We start from the raw sequence: 18,816 nt of genomic DNA, 5'->3' as shown, positions 1-18,816 counted from the left end.
AGTTCGTTTATTTTAATAAATGAAATGACTATGCAAAAGGAGACCGATTAATGATAGTAGGACATGGCATTGACCTTCAGGAGATGGAGGCGATTGAAAGTGCCAGAATCAAACACCAAGGGTTTCCCAAAAAGATTCTCACAGAGAAAGAATTTGAACGGTATCAAAGTCTGTCTGGTCGCCGTCAGTTAGAATATTTAGCTGGACGTTGGTCAGCCAAAGAAGCGCTGACCAAGGCCTTGGGAACAGGTATTGGTAAGATAGGATTTCATGATATTGAAATTCTGAATACCAGCAAAGGAGTTCCCTATGTGACGAAGAGTCCCTTTGATGGGAATATTTGGCTCAGCATTAGCCATTCAGGAAATTTTGTACAAGCTAGTGTGATTTTGGAGGAGAAAGATGATTGAAAGTGAACATCGACCCACGCAAATTCGGGTTAACTTAGATGCGATTGCGGAAAATTTCGAGCAAGTAATGACCAACTTGCCCCCGAAGACCGAAGCGTTTGCTGTTGTTAAAGCGAATGCTTATGGTCATGGAGCTGTTGCGGTAGCGAAAAAGTTATCCAGTCAAGCAGCTGGTTTTTGTGTTTCGAATTTGGATGAAGCATTAGAGCTACGTAAAGCAGGTATCGAGCATCCTATCTTGATTTTAGGAGTGGTTCCTGTACGTTTTTTACCAGTAGCTCATCAACTCAATATCAGTGTGACAGTTGCCAGTCTGGACTGGTTGCAAGATGCAAAAGACTTAGAGGCGGATTTATCTGGTCTAACTGTCCATCTTAAGCTAGATACTGGTATGGGGCGGATTGGTTTTAGAAAAATAGCCGATTTGCTACAAGCGATTGCTATCCTTGAAGAATTAGAGTATGACATCGAAGGAGTCTATACTCATTTTGCTACTGCGGATGAGGTTGATCAGGCGCACTTCGAGAGTCAACTGTCTGTTTTTAAAGAATTTTTGGATGTTCTACCAATTACTCCGCGCTGGATTCATGCCAGCAATTCAGCAACAAGCATTTGGCATGCTGATACAGTATTTAACCTGGTTCGTTTGGGAAATATTCTTTATGGACTTAATCCAAGTGGACGAGTACTAGAACTCCCGTTTGAGGTTCAACCAGCCTTATCTCTCGTATCTGAAATTGTTCATGTAAAGCAGGTTGAAGCTGGCACAACAATTGGCTACGGAGCTACTTATCACAGCCCCGACTCAGAATGGATTGCGACCGTTCCGATAGGATATGCAGATGGTCTCGTACGAAGCTTACAAGGCTTATCAGTCTTAGTTGATGGGCAGACCTGTGAAATTGTAGGGCGTATTTCGATGGACCAGATTACCATTCGTTTACCTCATGCTTATCCACTTGGTCAAAAAGTCACCCTAATCGGTCAAGATGGAGATAAAACGATCTCTGTTCAGGAGTGGGCTGATCGCATCGGAACCATAAATTACGAGGTGGTTTGTCTTTTGACAGATCGCCTACCTCGAATTTTTGAGTAACAGCGATAGTGAAAGTGACGATAATACGCTTCTTTCGCTAGAATAGAAGGGTAAAATATTAGAGAAGTGTCACCTAGATATTGTCTATAATACAAATATCGTCATTTAGTTGACTTTTATTACTTCGATGTAAGGGGAGTGGGAAAGATTCCACTAGGTCAAAAAGAGTTCCCCTCACTTCCAAGCAGTTGGCTCGGGCTAAAATAGTCCACTGGACTGTTAAACCCAATCAACCACTGCGCTGAGATGTTGACACTAACTTTGAGTTTTCGTATAAAAAGCCTCAAAAAATAGCTTAGAATTGCATCGTCAGAAACGTTGATTCTAAGCTATTTTTGTTTATTCAAATTTTAATTGCTACTCGATGAAAATTAAAATCAGACTAGCTTCAAAGGTTTGGGAAACCTTTGAAGCTTGGGGATAGAGTGAACGAAGTTCGTTTCTCCAAGAGCAGATATAACCCAGCTACTTTCTTATTTTATGGTAGCAGGCTGTCAAGCTCTAGTGGAGCTTGACACTTATCAAATCAAGTCAACAATGTCTGATTTTGATTTTCGAAGAGTATGAAGAGGGAACTGACCGACCTCGTTGTGATTATTGCTCGTTAAAAAAAGCTTCATAGAGTGCGTGCAGGGCGCGTTTCTTTTCTTCGGTTTTGACAACGAACATAACAGAAACTTCACTGGCTCCCTGTGAAATCATTGCCAAGTTGACGTTTTGTTTAGAGAGGGCGGTGGTAGCGGTAGCTGTTACACCGACATGGCTCTTCATATTTTCACCAACAATCATGATAATAGATAAACCATGTTCGATTTCGGCCTTGTCAACTTCCATTTTCGTATTGAGTTGACGAAGGATCTCTTCTTCCTTAATAGGAGTCAATTCACGCTCACGGACTACGATGGATAAATCGTCAATCCCGGTCGGCATGTGCTCCCAGCGAATATTGAGATCTTCGAGAATTTGCAACACCTTACGACCAAAACCAACTTCACGGTTCATCAAGTATTTGGACAAGTTAATGCTGACAAAACCATCGTCTGCAGCAATACCGACAACAGGGACTGTTTGCTCGGTATGTTTGTGTACAATTCGGGTACCAGGGTGAGTTGGGTTATTGGTGTTTTTGATAACCAATGGAATCCGCCCGCGATAGGCAGGAAGGAGGGCTTCATCGTGGAGGACGGAGAAACCTGCATAAGCTAATTCTCGCATTTCACGATAGGTCAATTCTTTGATTGAATGTGGATTTTTTATGATGCCAGGATGGGCAGCAAAAATACCATCGACATCTGTCAAGTTTTCATAGAGGTCAGCCTTGACCCCGGCAGCAATGATGGAACCTGTAATGTCCGATCCACCTCGTGAGAAGGTACAAATCTGGTTATCAACAGTTACACCGAAGAATCCTGGAATAATGAGTACTTCATCTGTATCACGAAGCTCTTCGATTTTGTCATAACTTGAAGGCAAAATGCGAGCATTTCCTGGTTCGGAGCTGACAATAATACCAGCTTTTTTAGGATGTACATAGCGTGCAGGTAATCCTCTGTGGGTAAAATATTCGGCAATCAATTTGGCATTATTATCTTCACCAGCTGCTAAGAATGCGTCGTAAAGGAATTCGTTATCATCAATTGGTAGGCTGGCCAAAGAGATGATGCTGTCTGCGATTTTCTTCATGCTGTTAGCTGTGAAACCAAGTTCGTCAACCATTGCCTGATAACGGTTGATGATCCATTCTTGACTGGCAGTCACATCTTTTCCGTTAACATATTCTTTATAATATTTAATCAACGCATCAGTAACTTTAGTATCCTCGGCATTGCGTTTTCCAGGTGCAGACACAACAACAAAGCGACGTTCTGAATCAGATTGAACAATATTGAAAACTTTTTCTAACTGTCCAGCTGAAGCAAGTGAGCTTCCCCCAAATTTAATAACTTTCATTCTCATCTCCTTGGATATTTTTTTCTATTATAGCAGAATGATATGAAATTGTCAGTATGTTCAGACAAATCTTGCCAAGAATTTTATCGAAAAACGAACAAGAGACAAGTATGAAAATTTCAGAAAAACATTTTTTTCTTTCAACTGTGTTACAATTAAAGTAATAGGAGGCGAGTATGGTAAAAGCAATTATTTTCGACATGGATGGTGTACTTTTTGATACTGAAACATTCTATTTTCAACGTCGAGTGAATTTTTTAGCGACAAAAGGTTTATCGGTTGATCATTTGGATCCATCTATATTTGTCGGTGGAAGGGCTAGTCAAATTTGGCAACGGATTTTAGGGGATGATTATGATAACTGGGATGTCCCTGCCTTGGAAGAAGAATATCGTGTGTATAAAGAAAAGCGACCAACCCCTTATGCAGAGAGGATTTTTCCTGAAGTTAAAGCGGTATTGGAGAGACTAACTATCCAAGGTATTCCTGTAGTTTTGGCTTCAAATACCGACCGTTCAGAAATCGAACGTGCTCTACTAGATGCTGGTATACGCTCTCACTTTAGTCGTGTTTTCTCAGCGATGGATTGTGAGGCCCCAAAACCAGACCCCGCGGTTTATGTGAAAGCAGCTAGTGCAACAGGAGTAGCTAAATCGGACATTTTAGTATTTGAAGATAGTGCGAAGGGAATTGAAGCGGCTAAAAAAGCAGGTTTGACAGTTTGGGCTATTCGAGACCAGCATTATGGAATTGATCAGTCGAAAGCAGACAAATTGGTAGACAATCTTGAAGAGGCCTTTGACTTACTGCGATTTTAAGAAATATTATATTGTAGTCCAAGTATTAGTTCTCGGTGAAAAATGGTGTTTCTAGCTCAGAATCCAGTTCAATCTTCCAAAAGTATTAACGTGAAAAAATGAAAGTTGTAAATTAAACTTAGAGCCTATATTTACAGTTCAGACTTGCATATTGAGGTTGTTTTTTTCAAAATACAGTCAGTATTTCCCTCAAAAATTGCCTTGATGAGCGAAAAAGCCAAGGGCTTTGCGTGTGAATATAGGTTCTTAGACACGTTATTTTCTAGCATATCTAGATTTTATATTTCGAGGATAGCCCCCCTCTTTTTCGGACGTCACACTTTCCTTGCTAGAAAAAAAGTGACAATTGTAAAAACTGTGTTACAATGGAAAACAAGAATTTGAAGTTTGATGTTCAAATCTTTTAATAATCAAACTATTTTGAAAGGAGCAAGGGAATGACCTACCAAACAATTCGTTATGAAGTAATTGATTCCGTAGCGATTCTAACTTTAAACAGACCGGAAGTGGCAAATGGTTTTAATATTCCTATGTGTGAAGAAATCTTAGAAGCAATCCGCCTTGCAGAAGGGGATGCCTCCGTCAAAATTTTACAAATTCAAGCACAGGGTTCCATTTTCTCCGTGGGTGGAGATTTAGTTGAGATGAAGCGTGCAGTTGATGATGATGATATTGCTTCTTTGGTAAAAATAGCAGAGCTGGTGAATGATATTTCGTTTGCGATGAAGAAATTGTCTAAAGTGGTCATTATGGTGACGGATGGGGCAGTGGCTGGAGCCGCGGCTAATATGGCAGTGGCAGCTGATTTTGTTATTGCCTCCAGCAAGACAAAATTCATCCAAGCCTTTGTAGGCGTTGGACTTGCGCCGGATGCGGGGGGGCTCTTTCTACTGAGTCGTGCTATTGGGGCTAATCGTGCTAGTCACTTGGCGATGACTGGAGAGGGCTTATCAGCGGATAAGGCTTTAGAATATGGGATTGTTTATAAATTGGCAGAGCCAGAAAAACTAGAAAAGACGGTTGCACAGGTCATAAAAAAACTCTTGCGAGGCTCAGTAAACTCTTATGCAGCAATCAAACAACTGACATGGGAAAGTCAATTTAAAGACTGGGAGTCTTATCGCCGATTAGAGCTGGATTTGCAAGAAACATTGGCCTATAAAGAGGATTTTAAAGAGGGAGTTCGAGCGCATGCAGAACGACGTAGACCAGTGTTTACGGGAGATTAATTTTTAAATTAGTAAAAAATGTTTGACAATCAAAGTTTTATGGTTTATACTTTGACTATCAAAGTAAAGGAGGCCTGTTTTGGAAGATCCAAAAGTAAATGAATATCTAACGGCCATTTTTAACAATGTGTTGGTGATTGAAGAAACAAGTCTGCGTGGTAGCCGATTCAATGATATTTCGATTAAGGAAATGCACACGATTGATGTGATAGGAAGTATTGATGGAGCTACTCCGAGTGATGTTGCTCGGACTTTGATGGTAACCTTAGGTACTGTTACAACTAGCTTGAACAATTTGGAAAGAAAAGGATACGTGGAACGTATTCGTTCGACCAAAGATCGGCGAGTTGTTCATCTCTACCTGACCAAAAAAGGTCGACTGGTCTATCGTTTGCATCAACGATTTCACAATGAAATGGTTAAGCAGATTACAGATGGTATGGATGATGCAGAGTATCAGGTAATGAAGAAAGGACTCATGAAACTCTATCACTTCTTGGAGGATTTGAAATGAGAAACCATGCTAAAATCAGTCAGGTGGCCCACTATCTTCCGAAGAAGATTGTGACCAATGATGATTTGGCTCAACGAATGGAGACCAGTGATGAGTGGATTCGTAGCCGTACAGGTATCGGTCAACGGCACATTGTTACTGGAGAGACAACGAGTGATTTAGCTAGTCAAGTGGCTAGAAAATTACTGGAAAAGTCTCAGCTAGATGCTAGTGAAATTGACTTCATCATCGTAGCAACGATTACTCCAGATGCTTCAATGCCATCTACGGCAGCTATGGTCCAAGCAGCAATTGGTGCGAAAAAGGCTTTTGCCTATGATCTCGTTGCAGCTTGTTCAGGATTTGTTTTTGCGCTATCAACAGCGGAAAAATTGCTTGCTTCAGGAGTCTATAAGAGAGGACTTGTCATTGGAGCTGAGACCCTATCTAGGTCTGTCGACTGGTCGGATCGATCAACGGCTGTTTTATTTGGAGATGGTGCTGGAGGAGTTTTGCTGGAAGCGTGTGAACAACCGAGCTTTTTAGCAGAAATCTTGCGAACGGATGGCGGTCGAGGTGCTAGTCTGACAGCAGGGATAGACCAGAAAGAGACGCCATTCTCGACACAAAGCCGTCAGGAACCCTTTATCCAAATGGAGGGCAGAGCTATATTTGAATTTGCTACGAGGGATGTTACGGCAACCATGGCAGAGCTGCTAGAACAAGCTGATATGACTGTGGATTGCGTTGATTATTTCTTGCTCCATCAAGCCAATATACGGATCCTAGATAAGATGGCTCGTAAATTGGGGGTGGCGCGTGAAAAATTTCCAGCAAATATGGATAAATATGGCAATACCAGCGCAGCAAGTCTTCCTATTCTCTTATCAGAATGTGTCGAGAGCGGAATGTTGCGATTGGATGGAAGCCAGACTGTTCTCATGGCTGGTTTCGGTGGAGGCCTCACATGGGGAACTCTACTCTTACAACTTTAGTTAATTCCTTGCCCTAGGCAAGATTAAAATATTTTATTTTCCAAAAGGAGACACATATCATGGCAGTATTTGAAAAAGTACAGGAAATCATCGTTGAAGAATTGGGTAAGGATGCTGAAGAAGTAACCCTTACAACAACATTTGAAGATTTGGATGCAGATTCATTGGATCTTTTCCAAGTTATCTCTGAAATCGAAGATGCCTTCGATATTCAAATCGATACTGAAGAAGGTTTGACAACTGTAGGCGATTTGGTTGCTTACGTTGAAGAAAAAACAAAATAATTATAGTCATTCAGTTTATCTTTTATTACGTCAACGAATGAGGAAACTTCGTTTCCTTATTTCCAACTTCAAATAAACTTTTGTTTATTTGAACTCGCAATGCCGTACTCTACGAATGTTACTTGCTATCGTAAGTACGATTTCCGACCTTCAATAGTCCACTGGACTATTGAAGCTATCTACAGCAATTGACACAAACTTCGTTTGTTTTATTTCCGACCTTTACCAGTCTATTCCTAGACTGGTAAAGCTAGTACTAAAAGCAAACTGAAAGACTATAGTATTCCTCTCCTTATTTCAAAGATAATATAAGGAAGAGGATAGCTAAGAAAAGTGCTATTTAGCATTTTTCTTAAGTCGAATACTTTGATAATCAAAACATTGAAATATCAAACTATTTTTTGAGTGAGGGGAGCAACCCTTCACTTGTTTACCTAATGATTTGATATTCAAATGATTAGGTAAGCAAGAAAAAAAGATGAGGGAATTATGAAGACGAAAATAACAGAATTGCTCGATATTAAGTATCCAATTTTTCAAGGTGGTATGGCTTGGGTAGCTGATGGAGATTTGGCTGGTGCCGTATCTAATGCAGGTGGTCTAGGAATCATCGGTGGAGGAAATGCTCCCAAAGAGGTGGTCAAGGCAAATATTGACAAGGTTAAATCTATCACGGACAAGCCTTTCGGTGTCAATATCATGCTTTTGTCTCCTTTTGCGGATGACATTGTTGACTTGGTCATCGAAGAAGGTGTGAAAGTTGTCACCACAGGAGCAGGAAATCCAGGGAAGTATATGGAGCGTCTCCATGCTGCAGGGATTACAGTTATTCCTGTTGTGCCGAGTGTAGCCCTTGCGAAACGCATGGAAAAATTAGGGGTAGATGCTGTTATTGCTGAAGGTATGGAAGCCGGAGGTCATATTGGTAAATTGACCACCATGACCTTGGTTCGTCAGGTTGTTGAAGCCGTATCTATTCCTGTTATTGCTGCTGGAGGTATTGCAGATGGTGCAGGTGCAGCAGCAGCATTCATGTTGGGTGCAGAAGCGGTGCAAGTTGGAACTCGTTTTGTAGTAGCTACAGAGTCCAATGCCCATCAGGCTTATAAGGAAAAAGTTTTAAAAGCTAAGGATATTGATACAACTGTATCTGCTTCTATTGTTGGACATCCTGTGAGAGCTATCAAGAATAAGTTGTCATCTGCTTATGCAGCTGCAGAGAAAGATTTCTTGGCAGGTAAAATTTCGGCAGATGCTATTGAAGAACTTGGTGCGGGAGCACTCCGCAATGCAGTTGTTGATGGTGATGTAACAAATGGCTCCGTGATGGCTGGTCAAATTGCTGGTCTGGTTTCTAAAGAAGAATCTTGTGAAGATATTTTGAAAGACATCTATTATGGAGCAGCCAAAGTGATTAGAGAAGAGGCAAGCCGTTGGGCTTCGGTTGGAGAATAGGATGACAAAGACAGCTTTTCTTTTTGCAGGTCAAGGGGCTCAGACAGTGGGGATGGCTCGCGACCTTTACGAATATTCCCTGATAGTTAGAGAAACGTTTGACCAGGCTAGTCAGATTCTGGGGTATGACATTCGCGACCTAATTGACAATCAAGAGGATAAATTACATCAGACTCGCTATACCCAGCCTGCTATTTTGACAACTTCCCTAGCTATCTATCGTTTGTTGGCAGAAAAGGGAATTAAACCCGACATGGTAGCTGGTCTATCCTTGGGAGAATATTCAGCTCTGGTGGCATCGGGAGCTTTGGCCTTTGAAGATGCGATTGCCCTGATTGCTAAGCGTGGTGAATATATGGAAACGGCTGCGCCAGCAGGAACTGGTAAGATGGTTGCTGTTCTCAACACAGATGTCAACTTGATAGAAGAAGTCTGTTCGTCAGTTACCTCTGGGATTGTTTCCCCAGCCAACTACAACACACCAGCCCAAATCGTCATCGGAGGCGAGGTGGCTGCTGTGGATGAGGCGGTTGAATTGCTGAAGGAAGCAGGTGTCAAACGGATGATTCCGCTCAATGTATCTGGCCCCTTTCACACGGCTCTCCTGCGACCAGCTTCGGAGCAATTGGCTCAGGCCTTGGAGCAGGTGGAATTTGCGGACTTCCAAGTAGAGTTGGTTGGCAATACGGAAGCCAAGGTCATGAAAAAAGAGGACATCAAGTCCCTCTTGACCCGTCAAGTGATGGAACCAGTCCGTTTCTACGAGTCAATCACAACCATGCAGGAAGCTGGCGTGACTAACTTTATTGAAATCGGTCCAGGTAAAGTCTTATCAGGATTTGTCAAGAAAATCGATAAGACAGCGCATGTTGTAGCAATTGAAGATATAGAGGGGCTACAAATAGTATTGAATAAATCATGAGGAGGAATCATGGAATTAACAAATAAAAATGTTTTTGTAACAGGTTCAAGTCGAGGAATCGGCTTGGCCATTGCCCATAAGTTTGCCAGTCTTGGTGCCAATGTGGTACTGAACGGTCGTGGTCAATTAGGGCAAGATATTCTGGATAGCTTTGCAGATTACGGTGTGAAAGTCCTAGCTATTTCAGGAGATATTTCAAGCGCGGAAGATGCCAAACGAATGGTAGCAGAAGCCATCGAAACCCTCGGTAGCGTCGATATTTTGGTCAACAATGCAGGGATCACCAAAGACGGTATGGCTCTTCGTATGACAGAAGAGGATTTTGATACGGTTCTGAAGGTAAATCTTACTGGAACTTTTAATATGACGCAGGCTGTTTTGAAACCAATGACAAAGGCTCGTGAGGGTGCTATTATCAATCTATCAAGTGTATCTGGCTTGATTGGAAATGCTGGACAGGCCAACTATTCTGCTTCTAAGGCAGGTGTGATTGGATTTACTAAAGCCATTGCCCGTGAGGTTGCAGGGCGAAATGTTCGTGTCAATGCGATTGCGCCGGGCTTTATCCAGTCTGATATGACAGATGTTTTATCTGACAAGATTAAAGAAGCTATGACTGCACAAATTCCTATGAAACGCTTTGGTGCGACAGAAGAAGTAGCTGATGTTGCTGTATTCCTCGCCAAGCAAGAATATCTAACAGGACAGGTGATTGCCGTTGACGGCGGCTTGACCATGCAGTAAGTTTCCTAATGAGAAAGGACTGAAAATGACAAAATTAAATCGTGTAGTAGTAACAGGCTACGGTCTGACATCTCCAATCGGAAATACGCCAGAGGAATTCTGGGATAGTTTGAAGGCTGGGAAAATTGGGATCGGAAAGATTACCAAGTTTGATACCAGCGAGTACAGCGTACTGAATGCAGCGGAGTTAAAAGATTTTCCTTTTGACAAATATTTCGTTAAAAAAGATACAAATCGCTACGATAATTACTCGCTCTACGCACTCTATGCAGCTAAAGAAGCGATTGCTAATGCACAGCTGGATACAGAGACAGTGGATAGTGACCGTTTTGGCGTTATCTTATCAACAGGTATCGGTGGTATTTTGGAAATTGAAGAGCAAGTTGCTCGGATGAACGAAAAAGGTCCAAAACGCATTCGTCCCATGGCTCTTCCAAAAGCCTTGCCAAACATGGCGGCTGGAAATATTGCTATGCAGGTCGGTGCAAATGGCGTCTGCAAGTGTATCATCACAGCCTGTGCTTCATCAAATGATGCCTTAGGAGAAGCCTTTCGTGAGATCAAGTTTGGTTTCCAAGATGTGATGTTGGCAGGTGGAGCAGAAGCAGCCATTACTCCATTTGCAATCGGTGGTTTCCAAGCTTTGACAGCTATGTCGACTACTGAGGATCCAGAACGTGCGTCTATTCCCTTTGACAAGGACCGCAATGGTTTTGTCATGGGAGAGGGTTCCGCGGTTTTAGTATTGGAAAGTTTGGAACATGCAGAGGCGCGTGGGGCGACGATTTTGGCTGAAATCGTTGGTTATGGAAATACTTGCGATGCTTACCACATGACTTCTCCACATCCAGAAGGTCTGGGTGCTATTAAGGCAATGAAGTTGGCCATTTCAGAAGCAGGTTTAGAGCCAGCTGACATTGACTACATCAATGCCCATGGAACTTCGACACCAGCTAATGAAAAAGGGGAAAGTCAAGCTATCGTATCCGTCTTCGGCAAGAACACGCCAGTTTCTTCCACCAAGTCCTTCACAGGTCACTTGTTGGGGGCTGCGGGTGCAGTTGAGGCGGCAGCAGTCATTGAGGCTATGCGTCATTCTTACGCGCCAAAGACAGCTGGTACGACAGAATTATCTGAAGATATTGAAGCAGATGTCATTTATGGACAAGGGCGTGATATGGAAATCCGCCATGCCATTTCAAATACATTTGGCTTTGGAGGTCACAACTCGGTGATTGCTTTCAAACGTTGGGAGGCTTAAGTGAATATTACAGAAATAAAGGACTTGATGAGTCAGTTTGACCAGTCAAGTTTGCGAGAATTTTCATATAGCAATGCTGGGGAAACCTTGCATTTCAGTAAAAATCAGCAGGCGACAGCGGCTCCGAGTCCAACAGTAGAAGCTCCGCTTGCTCCAGTAGCTCCTACAAGCCCAGCCCCTATGCCAGCAGTTGCAACCAGTGAGCCAGCTCCAGCAGAAGCCAACGCAAGCCCTGTGGCAGAAGGTACGGTAGTGGAAAGTCCCTTGGTCGGAGTGGCTTATTTATCGCCAGCCCCTGACAAGCCAGCCTTTGTAGCAGTTGGCGATACGGTCAAAAAAGGGCAGACTCTCATGATTATCGAAGCCATGAAGGTCATGAACGAAGTGCCTGCTGACCGTGACGGTGTGGTTACGGAGATTTTGGTGGGCAACCAGGACGTTGTAGAATTTGGACAAGGATTGGTACGCATCAAATGATTGATATTTTGAAAATTAAAGAGGCTCTTCCTCATCGCTACCCTATGCTCTTGGTCGATCGTGTCCTTGAAGTATCGGAAGATGAGATTGTCGCCCTCAAAAATGTGACCATTAACGAGCCCTTCTTCAACGGGCATTTCCCAGATTATCCTGTTATGCCAGGTGTTCTCATCATGGAGGCTTTGGCACAAACCGCAGGTATCTTGGAGTTGTCCAAGGAAGAAAACAAGGGCAAGCTGGTCTTTTATGCCGGCATGGATAAGGTTAAATTTAAGAAGCAAGTTGTACCTGGTGACCAGTTGATTATGACCGCTAAATTTGTCAAACGCCGTGGAACCATTGCGGTCGTTGAGGCAAAGGCAGAAGTGGACGGAAAACTGGCTGCGTCGGGGGTGTTGACTTTTGCTATCGGAAACTAATACTCTTCGAAAATCAAACTCAGCCGTTGTTGACTTGATTTGATGAGTGTCAAGCTCCAGTGGAGCTTGACAGCCTGCTACCATAAAATAAGAAAGTAGCAGGGGGCTATCTGCTCTTGGAGAAACGAACTTCGTTCGCTCTATCTCCAACCTCCAAAGGTTTCCCAAACCTTTGGAGCTAGCCTGATTTTGATTTTCATTGAGTATGAAACAGTCCTTTATTTTTCAAACTAGTTAAGGACTGTGATTGATATAACAATTATTCTATGTTAAAAAGGAGATAGGATTCATCATGTTTGAGAAGATTTTGATTGCCAATCGTGGTGAGATTGCAGTGCGGATTATTCGTGCGGTCAGGGAGTTGGGGATTGCGACGGTGGCTGTCTATTCAGAGGCTGACAAGGAAGCCCTCCACACCATGTTGGCAGATGAGGCTATCTGTATCGGACCAGCTCGTTCGACAGATTCCTATCTCAATATGCAGGCGGTCATCTCGGCGGCTGTTGTGACAGGTGCCCAGGCCATTCATCCCGGCTTTGGATTTTTGAGTGAAAACTCCAAATTCGCCACCCTCTGTGAAGAGGTCGGCATCAAGTTTATCGGCCCTTCTGGGACGGTCATGGATACCATGGGGGATAAAATCAATGCTCGGGCAGAGATGATTAAGGCTCAAGTGCCTGTCATTCCAGGCTCAGACGGTGAGGTCTTGACCAGCCAAGAAGCCCTTGAAATCGCTGAAAAGATTGGCTACCCTGTCATGCTCAAGGCATCGGCAGGTGGTGGCGGTAAGGGGATTCGTAAGGTGGAAAAAGCCGAAGACCTAGTGCCTGCCTTTGAATCAGCTTCCAGCGAAGCCAAGGCAGCCTTTGGCAACGGTGCCATGTATATGGAGCGTGTCGTCTATCCAGCCCGCCACATCGAAGTACAGATTTTGGCGGACCAGCATGGTCATGTCATTCATCTGGGAGAACGGGACTGTTCCCTTCAACGCAACAACCAGAAGGTCTTGGAAGAAGCTCCGTCTATCGCCATTGGTCAAACCATGCGGGATCGCATCGGTCAAGCAGCGGTGCGGGCTGCCCAGTCAGTTGGTTATGAAAATGCAGGAACGATTGAGTTCCTTTTGGACGAAGCCAAGGGCGAATTTTACTTCATGGAAATGAACACACGGGTGCAGGTAGAACATCCAGTTACCGAATTTGTGACCGGTGTGGATATTGTCAAGGAGCAAATCAAGATTGCGGCTGGTCAGGAACTCAGCGTCCGCCAAGAAGATGTGCAGATTACAGGCCATGCCATTGAATGCCGTATCAATGCTGAAAATCCAGCCTTCAACTTCGCCCCAAGTCCAGGTAAGATTTCCAATCTCTACCTGCCAAGCGGTGGCGTTGGCTTGCGTGTGGATTCTGCAGTTTACCCGGGCTACACTATTCCGCCTTACTATGATTCCATGATTGCTAAGGTCATCGTGCATGGGGAAAATCGTTTTGAAGCCCTGATGAAGATGCAGCGGGCCCTCTACGAATTGGAAATTGACGGAGTGGTGACCAATACTGACTTCCAGCTGGACTTGATTTCCGACAAACGAGTGGTGGCTGGTGATTACGACACCGCCTACCTTATGGAAGAATTTTTACCCCGCTATCAAGCAGAATTATAGTCTTTTAGTTTGCTTTTAGTACTAGGCAACGAGCTGCAGGCTGTACTGGGGTACGGCAAAGCGAGTTAACGAAGTAATAAAAGAAAAACTAAATGACGATAAAAAAGTAAACTAGGAGAATGCTATGGCTTTGTTTCGCAAAAAGGACAAATATATCCGTATCAACCCCAATCGTTCGCGGATAGAGTCAGCACCTCAAGCAAAGCCAGAGGTGCCAGATGAACTCTTTTCCAAATGTCCAGCTTGTAAGGAAATCCTTTATAAGAAAGACCTGGGACCAGAGAAAACCTGTCAACACTGTTCCTATAATTTCCGGATTACAGCACAGGAACGCTTGGCTTTGACAGTGGATGAAGGCTCGTTTGAGGAATTGTTTACAGGGATTAAAACCAAAAATCCCTTGGACTTCCCTAATTATTTGGAAAAACTGGCAGCCACCCGTCAAAAGACAGGTTTGGACGAAGCTGTTTTGACAGGAAAGGCGACAATCGGCGGACAACCAGTTGCCCTTGGAATCATGGATTCTCACTTTATCATGGCTTCAATGGGAACGGTGGTCGGTGAGAAAATCACCCGCCTCTTTGAACTGGCTATTGAGGAGCAACTGCCAGTTGTCCTCTTTACCGCATCTGGCGGTGCTCGGATGCAGGAAGGCATTATGAGCCTGATGCAAATGGCTAAGATTTCGGCAGCTGTGAAACGCCATTCCAATGCTGGCCTCTTTTACCTGACGGTCTTGACAGACCCGACAACAGGAGGTGTGACGGCTAGTTTTGCTATGGAAGGCGATATTATCCTGGCTGAGCCACAGACTCTGGTTGGATTTGCAGGCCGTAGGGTTATTGAGTCAACTGTTCGGGAAAATCTGCCAGACGATTTCCAGAAGGCTGAATTTTTACAAGAACACGGCTTTGTCGATGCCATTGTGAAGCGTCAGGACTTGCCAGCGACCATTAGTCGCTTGTTGAGAATGCATGGAGGTGTCAGATGACCAGTGATGTAGCACGTATGATCCGTTTGGCACGTGACCAAGCTCGCCTGACGACTTTGGACTATGCCACACAACTCTTTGATGACTTTATCGAACTGCACGGCGATCGGAATTTCCGCGATGACGGAGCAGTTGTGGGTGGCATCGGCTTTCTAGCAGGTCAACCGGTGACAGTCATCGGTATCCAAAAAGGGAAGAACCTCCAGGACAACCTCAAACGCAACTTCGGTCAGCCCCACCCTGAAGGCTACCGCAAGGCCCTTCGCCTCATGAAGCAGGCGGAAAAGTTTGGGCGTCCTGTTGTCACCTTTATCAATACCGCTGGAGCCTATCCAGGCGTCGGTGCCGAGGAGCGTGGACAGGGCGAGGCCATTGCCTGCAACCTCATGGAGATGAGCGACCTCAAGGTGCCTATTATCGCCATTATCATCGGTGAGGGAGGCTCTGGTGGAGCACTTGCCCTAGCAGTCGCAGACCAGGTCTGGATGCTAGAAAACTCCATGTACGCCGTCCTCAGCCCTGAAGGTTTCGCCTCTATCCTCTGGAAAGACGGCAGTCGGGCCATGGAAGCGGCAGAACTCATGAAGATCACTTCTTATGAGTTGGAGAAACTCCAAGTGGTCGATCGAGTTGTTTTGGAAAATGGCAGAGCGACCAAGGAAGTCTTGTCTGACATCAAGGAAAACCTGGTCAGTCAGTTGGCTCAACTCCAAGCCTTGCCACTTGATCAACTACTCGAAAATCGCTATCAACGCTTTAGAAAATACTAGGAAAACCTAGTTTTTTTTGCTAGATTTGATACAATGGATAAAATAATTTTCAGGAGGTTTTCCATGTTAGTAAAAGCAGATCTATCAAACGCAGAAGAATTATTGCCCATTCAACACCGAGCATTTGCAGCCTTGTATGAAACCTATCAGGACCAATACAACCCTGCCATTGAAACTATGGACTACTTCCAATCACGCTTTGCACGACCAAATTGCAGCTATTATAAGATTGTCGAAGAGGGTCAGACAGTCGGACTGGTACGAACAACGGTCGCTGAAGATGCAGACCAGGGCTGGCTAGGTCTGATTGGCATTGATCCAGACCACAGAGGAAAAGGCTATGGTCATAAGGCTATGCTAGACTTAGAACAACTTTATCCAACGGTTAGACGCTGGGTACTCTGTACGGTTTTACAGGAGCCTAGATTGGTCGCTTTCTACGAAAGTCTAGGCTATAAGGCTATCAAAACCGAGCCTGAGCAGGAAGGCATGGATATGGTCTATATGGAGAAGTGGATTTCAGGGAAATAAAAAGACATTCCTGTTAGTCAAATGGACAACGGCAACATCTTTTGTTCTAATTTAATTTTGATTGATTCTAGGGCAATACTTTTTATCAATAATGCCTGGTCGGTAGTAGCTTTCTACTATTTTCAATAAGCAAAACGAAAAGACGATTCCGTTCGGAGTCGTCTTTTGCTATGTCTATTTTAAGGTTTGATAACTTCCGCCCCACCCATGTATGGACGGAGCACTTCAGGAATGGTGACAGATCCGTCTTCGTTTTGGTAGTTTTCAAGGATGGCAGCTACGGTACGGCCAACTGCTAGACCAGATCCGTTGAGGGTGTGGAGCAATTTAACCTTGCCGTCAGCAGCATCACGGTAGCGGATTTGGGCACGACGGGCTTGGAAATCCTCGGTATTTGAACAGCTTGAGATTTCACGGTAGGCGTTTTGGGCAGGAATCCAGACTTCCAAGTCATAGGTCTTAGCAGCTGAGAAGCCCATATCGCCTGTACAGAGGGCCAAAACGCGGTAAGGCAAGCCTAGTTTTTGGAGAATATTCTCTGCGTTTGCCGTCATTTTTTCCAATTCATCATAAGACTGTTCAGGTGTGGCAAATTTGACCATTTCAACCTTGTGGAATTGGTGGAGGCGGATAAGACCGCGGGTGTCACGACCAGCAGAACCAGCTTCAGAACGGAAAGACGGGCTCATGGCTGTGAAGTAGATTGGCAGGTCTTTTTCTTCCAAAATTTCGTTGCGGTAGTAGTTGGTCAACGGCACTTCTGCAGTTGGGATGAGGACAAAGTTAGTGTCTGCCAACTCAAAGGTATCTTCCTTGAACTTTGGATACTGACCAGTACCAAACATAGAGTCGTGGTTGACCATGTAAGGTGTGATGATTTCTTGGTAGCCTTCTGCGATATGCTCGTCCAACATGAAGTTGTAGAGGGCACGTTCTAAGCGAGCACCCAAGTTCTTGTAGAAGAGGAAGCGGGTACCAGTTACTTTTGCACCACGTTCCCAGTCCAGAATATCAAGGTCTTCACCTAAATCCCAGTGAGGTTTTGGCTCGAAAGTGAATTCACGTGGTGTTCCCCAACGACGAACTTCCACGTTTTCTTCTTCATCTGCACCAACAGGGACAGAATCGTGCGGTGTATTTGGAAGAACTGCAAGGATGGCATTTAGTTTTTCATCAATTTCCAAGAGTTCAGCATCCAAGTTTTTTACATCGGTAGACAATTTTTGCATGGCAGCAATTTTGTCATCCGCATTTTCCTTGTTGCGTTTTGCTTGGGCAATCTCTGCAGAAACAGTGTTGCGCTCTGCTTTTAATTCTTCTACAGTAACCAAAATTTCACGGCGTTTTGCATCCAATTCCTTGATGTCTGCCAAGGTTTCGGCAGCCACACCACGAGTAGCTAATTTGGCAGCTACTCCGTCAAAATCTGTACGAATACGTTTGATATCTAGCATAGATGTCTCCTTTAGAATAAAAAAACACAGAATGAGAGATGCTGGAGCGATATTTACCGCGGTTCCATCCAGCTTCACATTCTGTGCACTTGATTGTATTTTGATAATTTCATAACGGTAGAATTTCACAACTTTTTCCTATCTGCTCACAGCGACCGCAGACTTTCTGAAAGGAGCTAGAAGCTACTTATCCGTTTCTACTATTATACTTGATTTTTTATTTTTTGGCAAATAGATTCGAAATTTTTCTGCCAATTGTTTGCAGAAGAGTCGGTAATTTCACAACTTTTTCATTGCCGATATGCTCACGGGCAATTTTAAGAATCTTACCAGAATCTTTAGATGCAAACAAGAATCGACTTTTTTCTGTATAAATTTCAAAATGACGACTGATTGTTTTTCCAGAAACGTTTGCGCCAATGCTAGTCATTTCTGACCAAGGAATCTGGATATAGCGTTCAACGTTGCTATCTGGGTAGAACTCAAGTGCCTTGTCACCAATTAGAAATTTACCAACCTTGCCACCAAAGCCCATGTAGGAAACCCCTGTGGTTTGGAGTTCAACGCTTGTATTTTGTGATTGTGCCATATCGGCTCCTTTCCTAGATATTCATTATATCATAAAACCCCGCAAGAGCGCAATGTCATTAAGTTAACTAACCTATCACATTTTGTGGTGGGTTAGTTTTTATGTTACACTAAAAATAAAAGGGGAAAAGTCATGCTAGATCAGATTAAAGCTCATTTACTTGATAGTATTAACGACATCGTTTCCACCGCAAACCAGTTTGTGCTTCATCCTGAAAAAGATTTTAGTCGGAAAAGTCAGCTAACGATGAAAACCATGATTCAAGCTA

20 protein-coding genes and 1 pseudogene are annotated in these 18,816 nt (G+C 43.8%); 18 read left to right on the top strand and 3 right to left on the bottom strand.

The window, feature by feature from the left end; translation table 11 throughout:
* The first annotated feature begins 50 nt into the window (after window positions 1-50).
* Both acpS and alr read left to right on the top strand, forming a co-directional pair.
* On the top strand, window positions 51-410 hold the full coding sequence (gene acpS / locus ODU39_RS04510) for a holo-ACP synthase (RefSeq protein ID WP_012027718.1): 360 nt from the start codon (window positions 51-53) through the stop codon (window positions 408-410).
* Entirely contained in the window at window positions 403-1,506 is a 1,104-nt protein-coding gene (gene alr, locus ODU39_RS04505) for an alanine racemase (protein ID WP_398579997.1), read from the top strand. The genes acpS and alr overlap by 8 nt, the downstream gene beginning before the upstream one ends.
* 594 nt (window positions 1,507-2,100) lie before the next feature.
* Here alr and ODU39_RS04500 read toward each other — a convergent pair.
* Entirely contained in the window at window positions 2,101-3,456 is a 1,356-nt protein-coding gene (locus tag ODU39_RS04500) for an aspartate kinase (protein WP_398579998.1), read from the bottom strand.
* Between the two features lie 176 nt (window positions 3,457-3,632).
* Between ODU39_RS04500 and ODU39_RS04495 the strand changes: the two genes are divergently transcribed.
* The 15 genes from ODU39_RS04495 to ODU39_RS04425 all read left to right on the top strand — a co-directional run bounded on the left by ODU39_RS04495 (window position 3,633) and on the right by ODU39_RS04425 (window position 16,505).
* Window positions 3,633-4,274, top strand: a complete 642-nt coding sequence (locus ODU39_RS04495; protein WP_398579999.1) for an HAD family hydrolase — start codon at window positions 3,633-3,635, stop codon at window positions 4,272-4,274.
* 437 nt (window positions 4,275-4,711) lie between these two features.
* Window positions 4,712-5,503 carry an enoyl-CoA hydratase gene (locus tag ODU39_RS04490; RefSeq protein WP_024380416.1) on the top strand — a complete coding sequence of 264 codons (792 nt, stop codon included), beginning with the start codon at window positions 4,712-4,714 and terminating at the stop codon, window positions 5,501-5,503.
* 79 nt (window positions 5,504-5,582) lie between these two features.
* A complete protein-coding gene (locus ODU39_RS04485) occupies window positions 5,583-6,017 on the top strand; it encodes a MarR family winged helix-turn-helix transcriptional regulator (RefSeq protein ID WP_012775319.1) in 435 nt (144 codons plus the stop codon).
* Entirely contained in the window at window positions 6,014-6,991 is a 978-nt protein-coding gene (locus tag ODU39_RS04480) for a beta-ketoacyl-ACP synthase III (RefSeq protein WP_099832534.1), read from the top strand. The genes ODU39_RS04485 and ODU39_RS04480 overlap by 4 nt, the downstream gene beginning before the upstream one ends.
* 59 nt (window positions 6,992-7,050) lie before the next feature.
* On the top strand, window positions 7,051-7,275 hold the full coding sequence (locus ODU39_RS04475) for an acyl carrier protein (RefSeq protein WP_002938891.1): 225 nt from the start codon (window positions 7,051-7,053) through the stop codon (window positions 7,273-7,275).
* A gap of 489 nt (window positions 7,276-7,764) precedes the next feature.
* Window positions 7,765-8,730, top strand: coding sequence for an enoyl-[acyl-carrier-protein] reductase FabK (gene fabK / locus ODU39_RS04470; protein WP_002938889.1), 966 nt, complete (start codon window positions 7,765-7,767; stop codon window positions 8,728-8,730).
* Between the two features lies 1 nt (window position 8,731).
* A complete protein-coding gene (gene fabD / locus ODU39_RS04465) occupies window positions 8,732-9,652 on the top strand; it encodes an ACP S-malonyltransferase (RefSeq protein ID WP_398580000.1) in 921 nt (306 codons plus the stop codon).
* Window positions 9,653-9,661: 9 nt separating this feature from the next.
* Window positions 9,662-10,396: a 3-oxoacyl-[acyl-carrier-protein] reductase gene (fabG, locus tag ODU39_RS04460; protein ID WP_105140052.1), complete on the top strand. Its 735-nt coding sequence runs from the start codon at window positions 9,662-9,664 to the stop codon at window positions 10,394-10,396.
* A 25-nt stretch (window positions 10,397-10,421) separates the two neighbouring features.
* Window positions 10,422-11,657 (top strand): beta-ketoacyl-ACP synthase II, encoded by a 1,236-nt coding sequence (gene fabF, locus ODU39_RS04455; RefSeq protein ID WP_105138990.1) that lies wholly within the window; start codon window positions 10,422-10,424, stop codon window positions 11,655-11,657.
* Window positions 11,658-12,134: an acetyl-CoA carboxylase biotin carboxyl carrier protein gene (gene accB / locus ODU39_RS04450; RefSeq protein ID WP_398580001.1), complete on the top strand. Its 477-nt coding sequence runs from the start codon at window positions 11,658-11,660 to the stop codon at window positions 12,132-12,134. It begins immediately after the preceding gene.
* A complete protein-coding gene (fabZ, locus tag ODU39_RS04445; protein WP_398580002.1) occupies window positions 12,131-12,553 on the top strand; it encodes a 3-hydroxyacyl-ACP dehydratase FabZ in 423 nt (140 codons plus the stop codon). Before accB ends, fabZ begins: the two co-directional genes overlap by 4 nt.
* Window positions 12,554-12,845: 292 nt before the next feature.
* Entirely contained in the window at window positions 12,846-14,213 is a 1,368-nt protein-coding gene (locus tag ODU39_RS04440; RefSeq protein WP_398580003.1) for an acetyl-CoA carboxylase biotin carboxylase subunit, read from the top strand.
* A gap of 124 nt (window positions 14,214-14,337) precedes the next feature.
* Window positions 14,338-15,204: an acetyl-CoA carboxylase, carboxyltransferase subunit beta gene (gene accD / locus ODU39_RS04435; protein WP_136670208.1), complete on the top strand. Its 867-nt coding sequence runs from the start codon at window positions 14,338-14,340 to the stop codon at window positions 15,202-15,204.
* Window positions 15,201-15,974, top strand: a complete 774-nt coding sequence (locus ODU39_RS04430; protein WP_398580004.1) for an acetyl-CoA carboxylase carboxyl transferase subunit alpha — start codon at window positions 15,201-15,203, stop codon at window positions 15,972-15,974. Before accD ends, ODU39_RS04430 begins: the two co-directional genes overlap by 4 nt.
* Window positions 15,975-16,037: 63 nt before the next feature.
* Window positions 16,038-16,505 (top strand): GNAT family N-acetyltransferase, encoded by a 468-nt coding sequence (locus ODU39_RS04425; protein ID WP_398580005.1) that lies wholly within the window; start codon window positions 16,038-16,040, stop codon window positions 16,503-16,505.
* A 179-nt stretch (window positions 16,506-16,684) separates the two neighbouring features.
* On the opposite strand, the gene serS is transcribed toward ODU39_RS04425, so the two are convergent.
* Together serS and ODU39_RS04415 are read right to left on the bottom strand one after the other, a co-directional pair.
* Window positions 16,685-17,959 carry a serine--tRNA ligase gene (gene serS / locus ODU39_RS04420; RefSeq protein ID WP_398580006.1) on the bottom strand — a complete coding sequence of 425 codons (1,275 nt, stop codon included), beginning with the start codon at window positions 17,957-17,959 and terminating at the stop codon, window positions 16,685-16,687.
* A gap of 217 nt (window positions 17,960-18,176) precedes the next feature.
* Window positions 18,177-18,548, bottom strand: a complete 372-nt coding sequence (locus ODU39_RS04415; protein ID WP_024388464.1) for a DUF956 family protein — start codon at window positions 18,546-18,548, stop codon at window positions 18,177-18,179.
* Window positions 18,549-18,680: 132 nt separating this feature from the next.
* On the opposite strand from ODU39_RS04415, the pseudogene ODU39_RS04410 reads away from it, so the two are divergent.
* Window positions 18,681-18,816 (top strand): annotated as a pseudogene (locus ODU39_RS04410) (IS4 family transposase); the annotation flags it as partial.

It is taken from the genome of Streptococcus sp. 2021WUSS126, from assembly GCF_044427255.1.
GTDB classification, from domain to species: domain Bacteria; phylum Bacillota; class Bacilli; order Lactobacillales; family Streptococcaceae; genus Streptococcus; species Streptococcus hashimotonensis.
The sequence above is the reverse complement of the archived record's forward strand: the minus strand, read 5'-3'. Positions and strand labels throughout refer to the sequence as shown.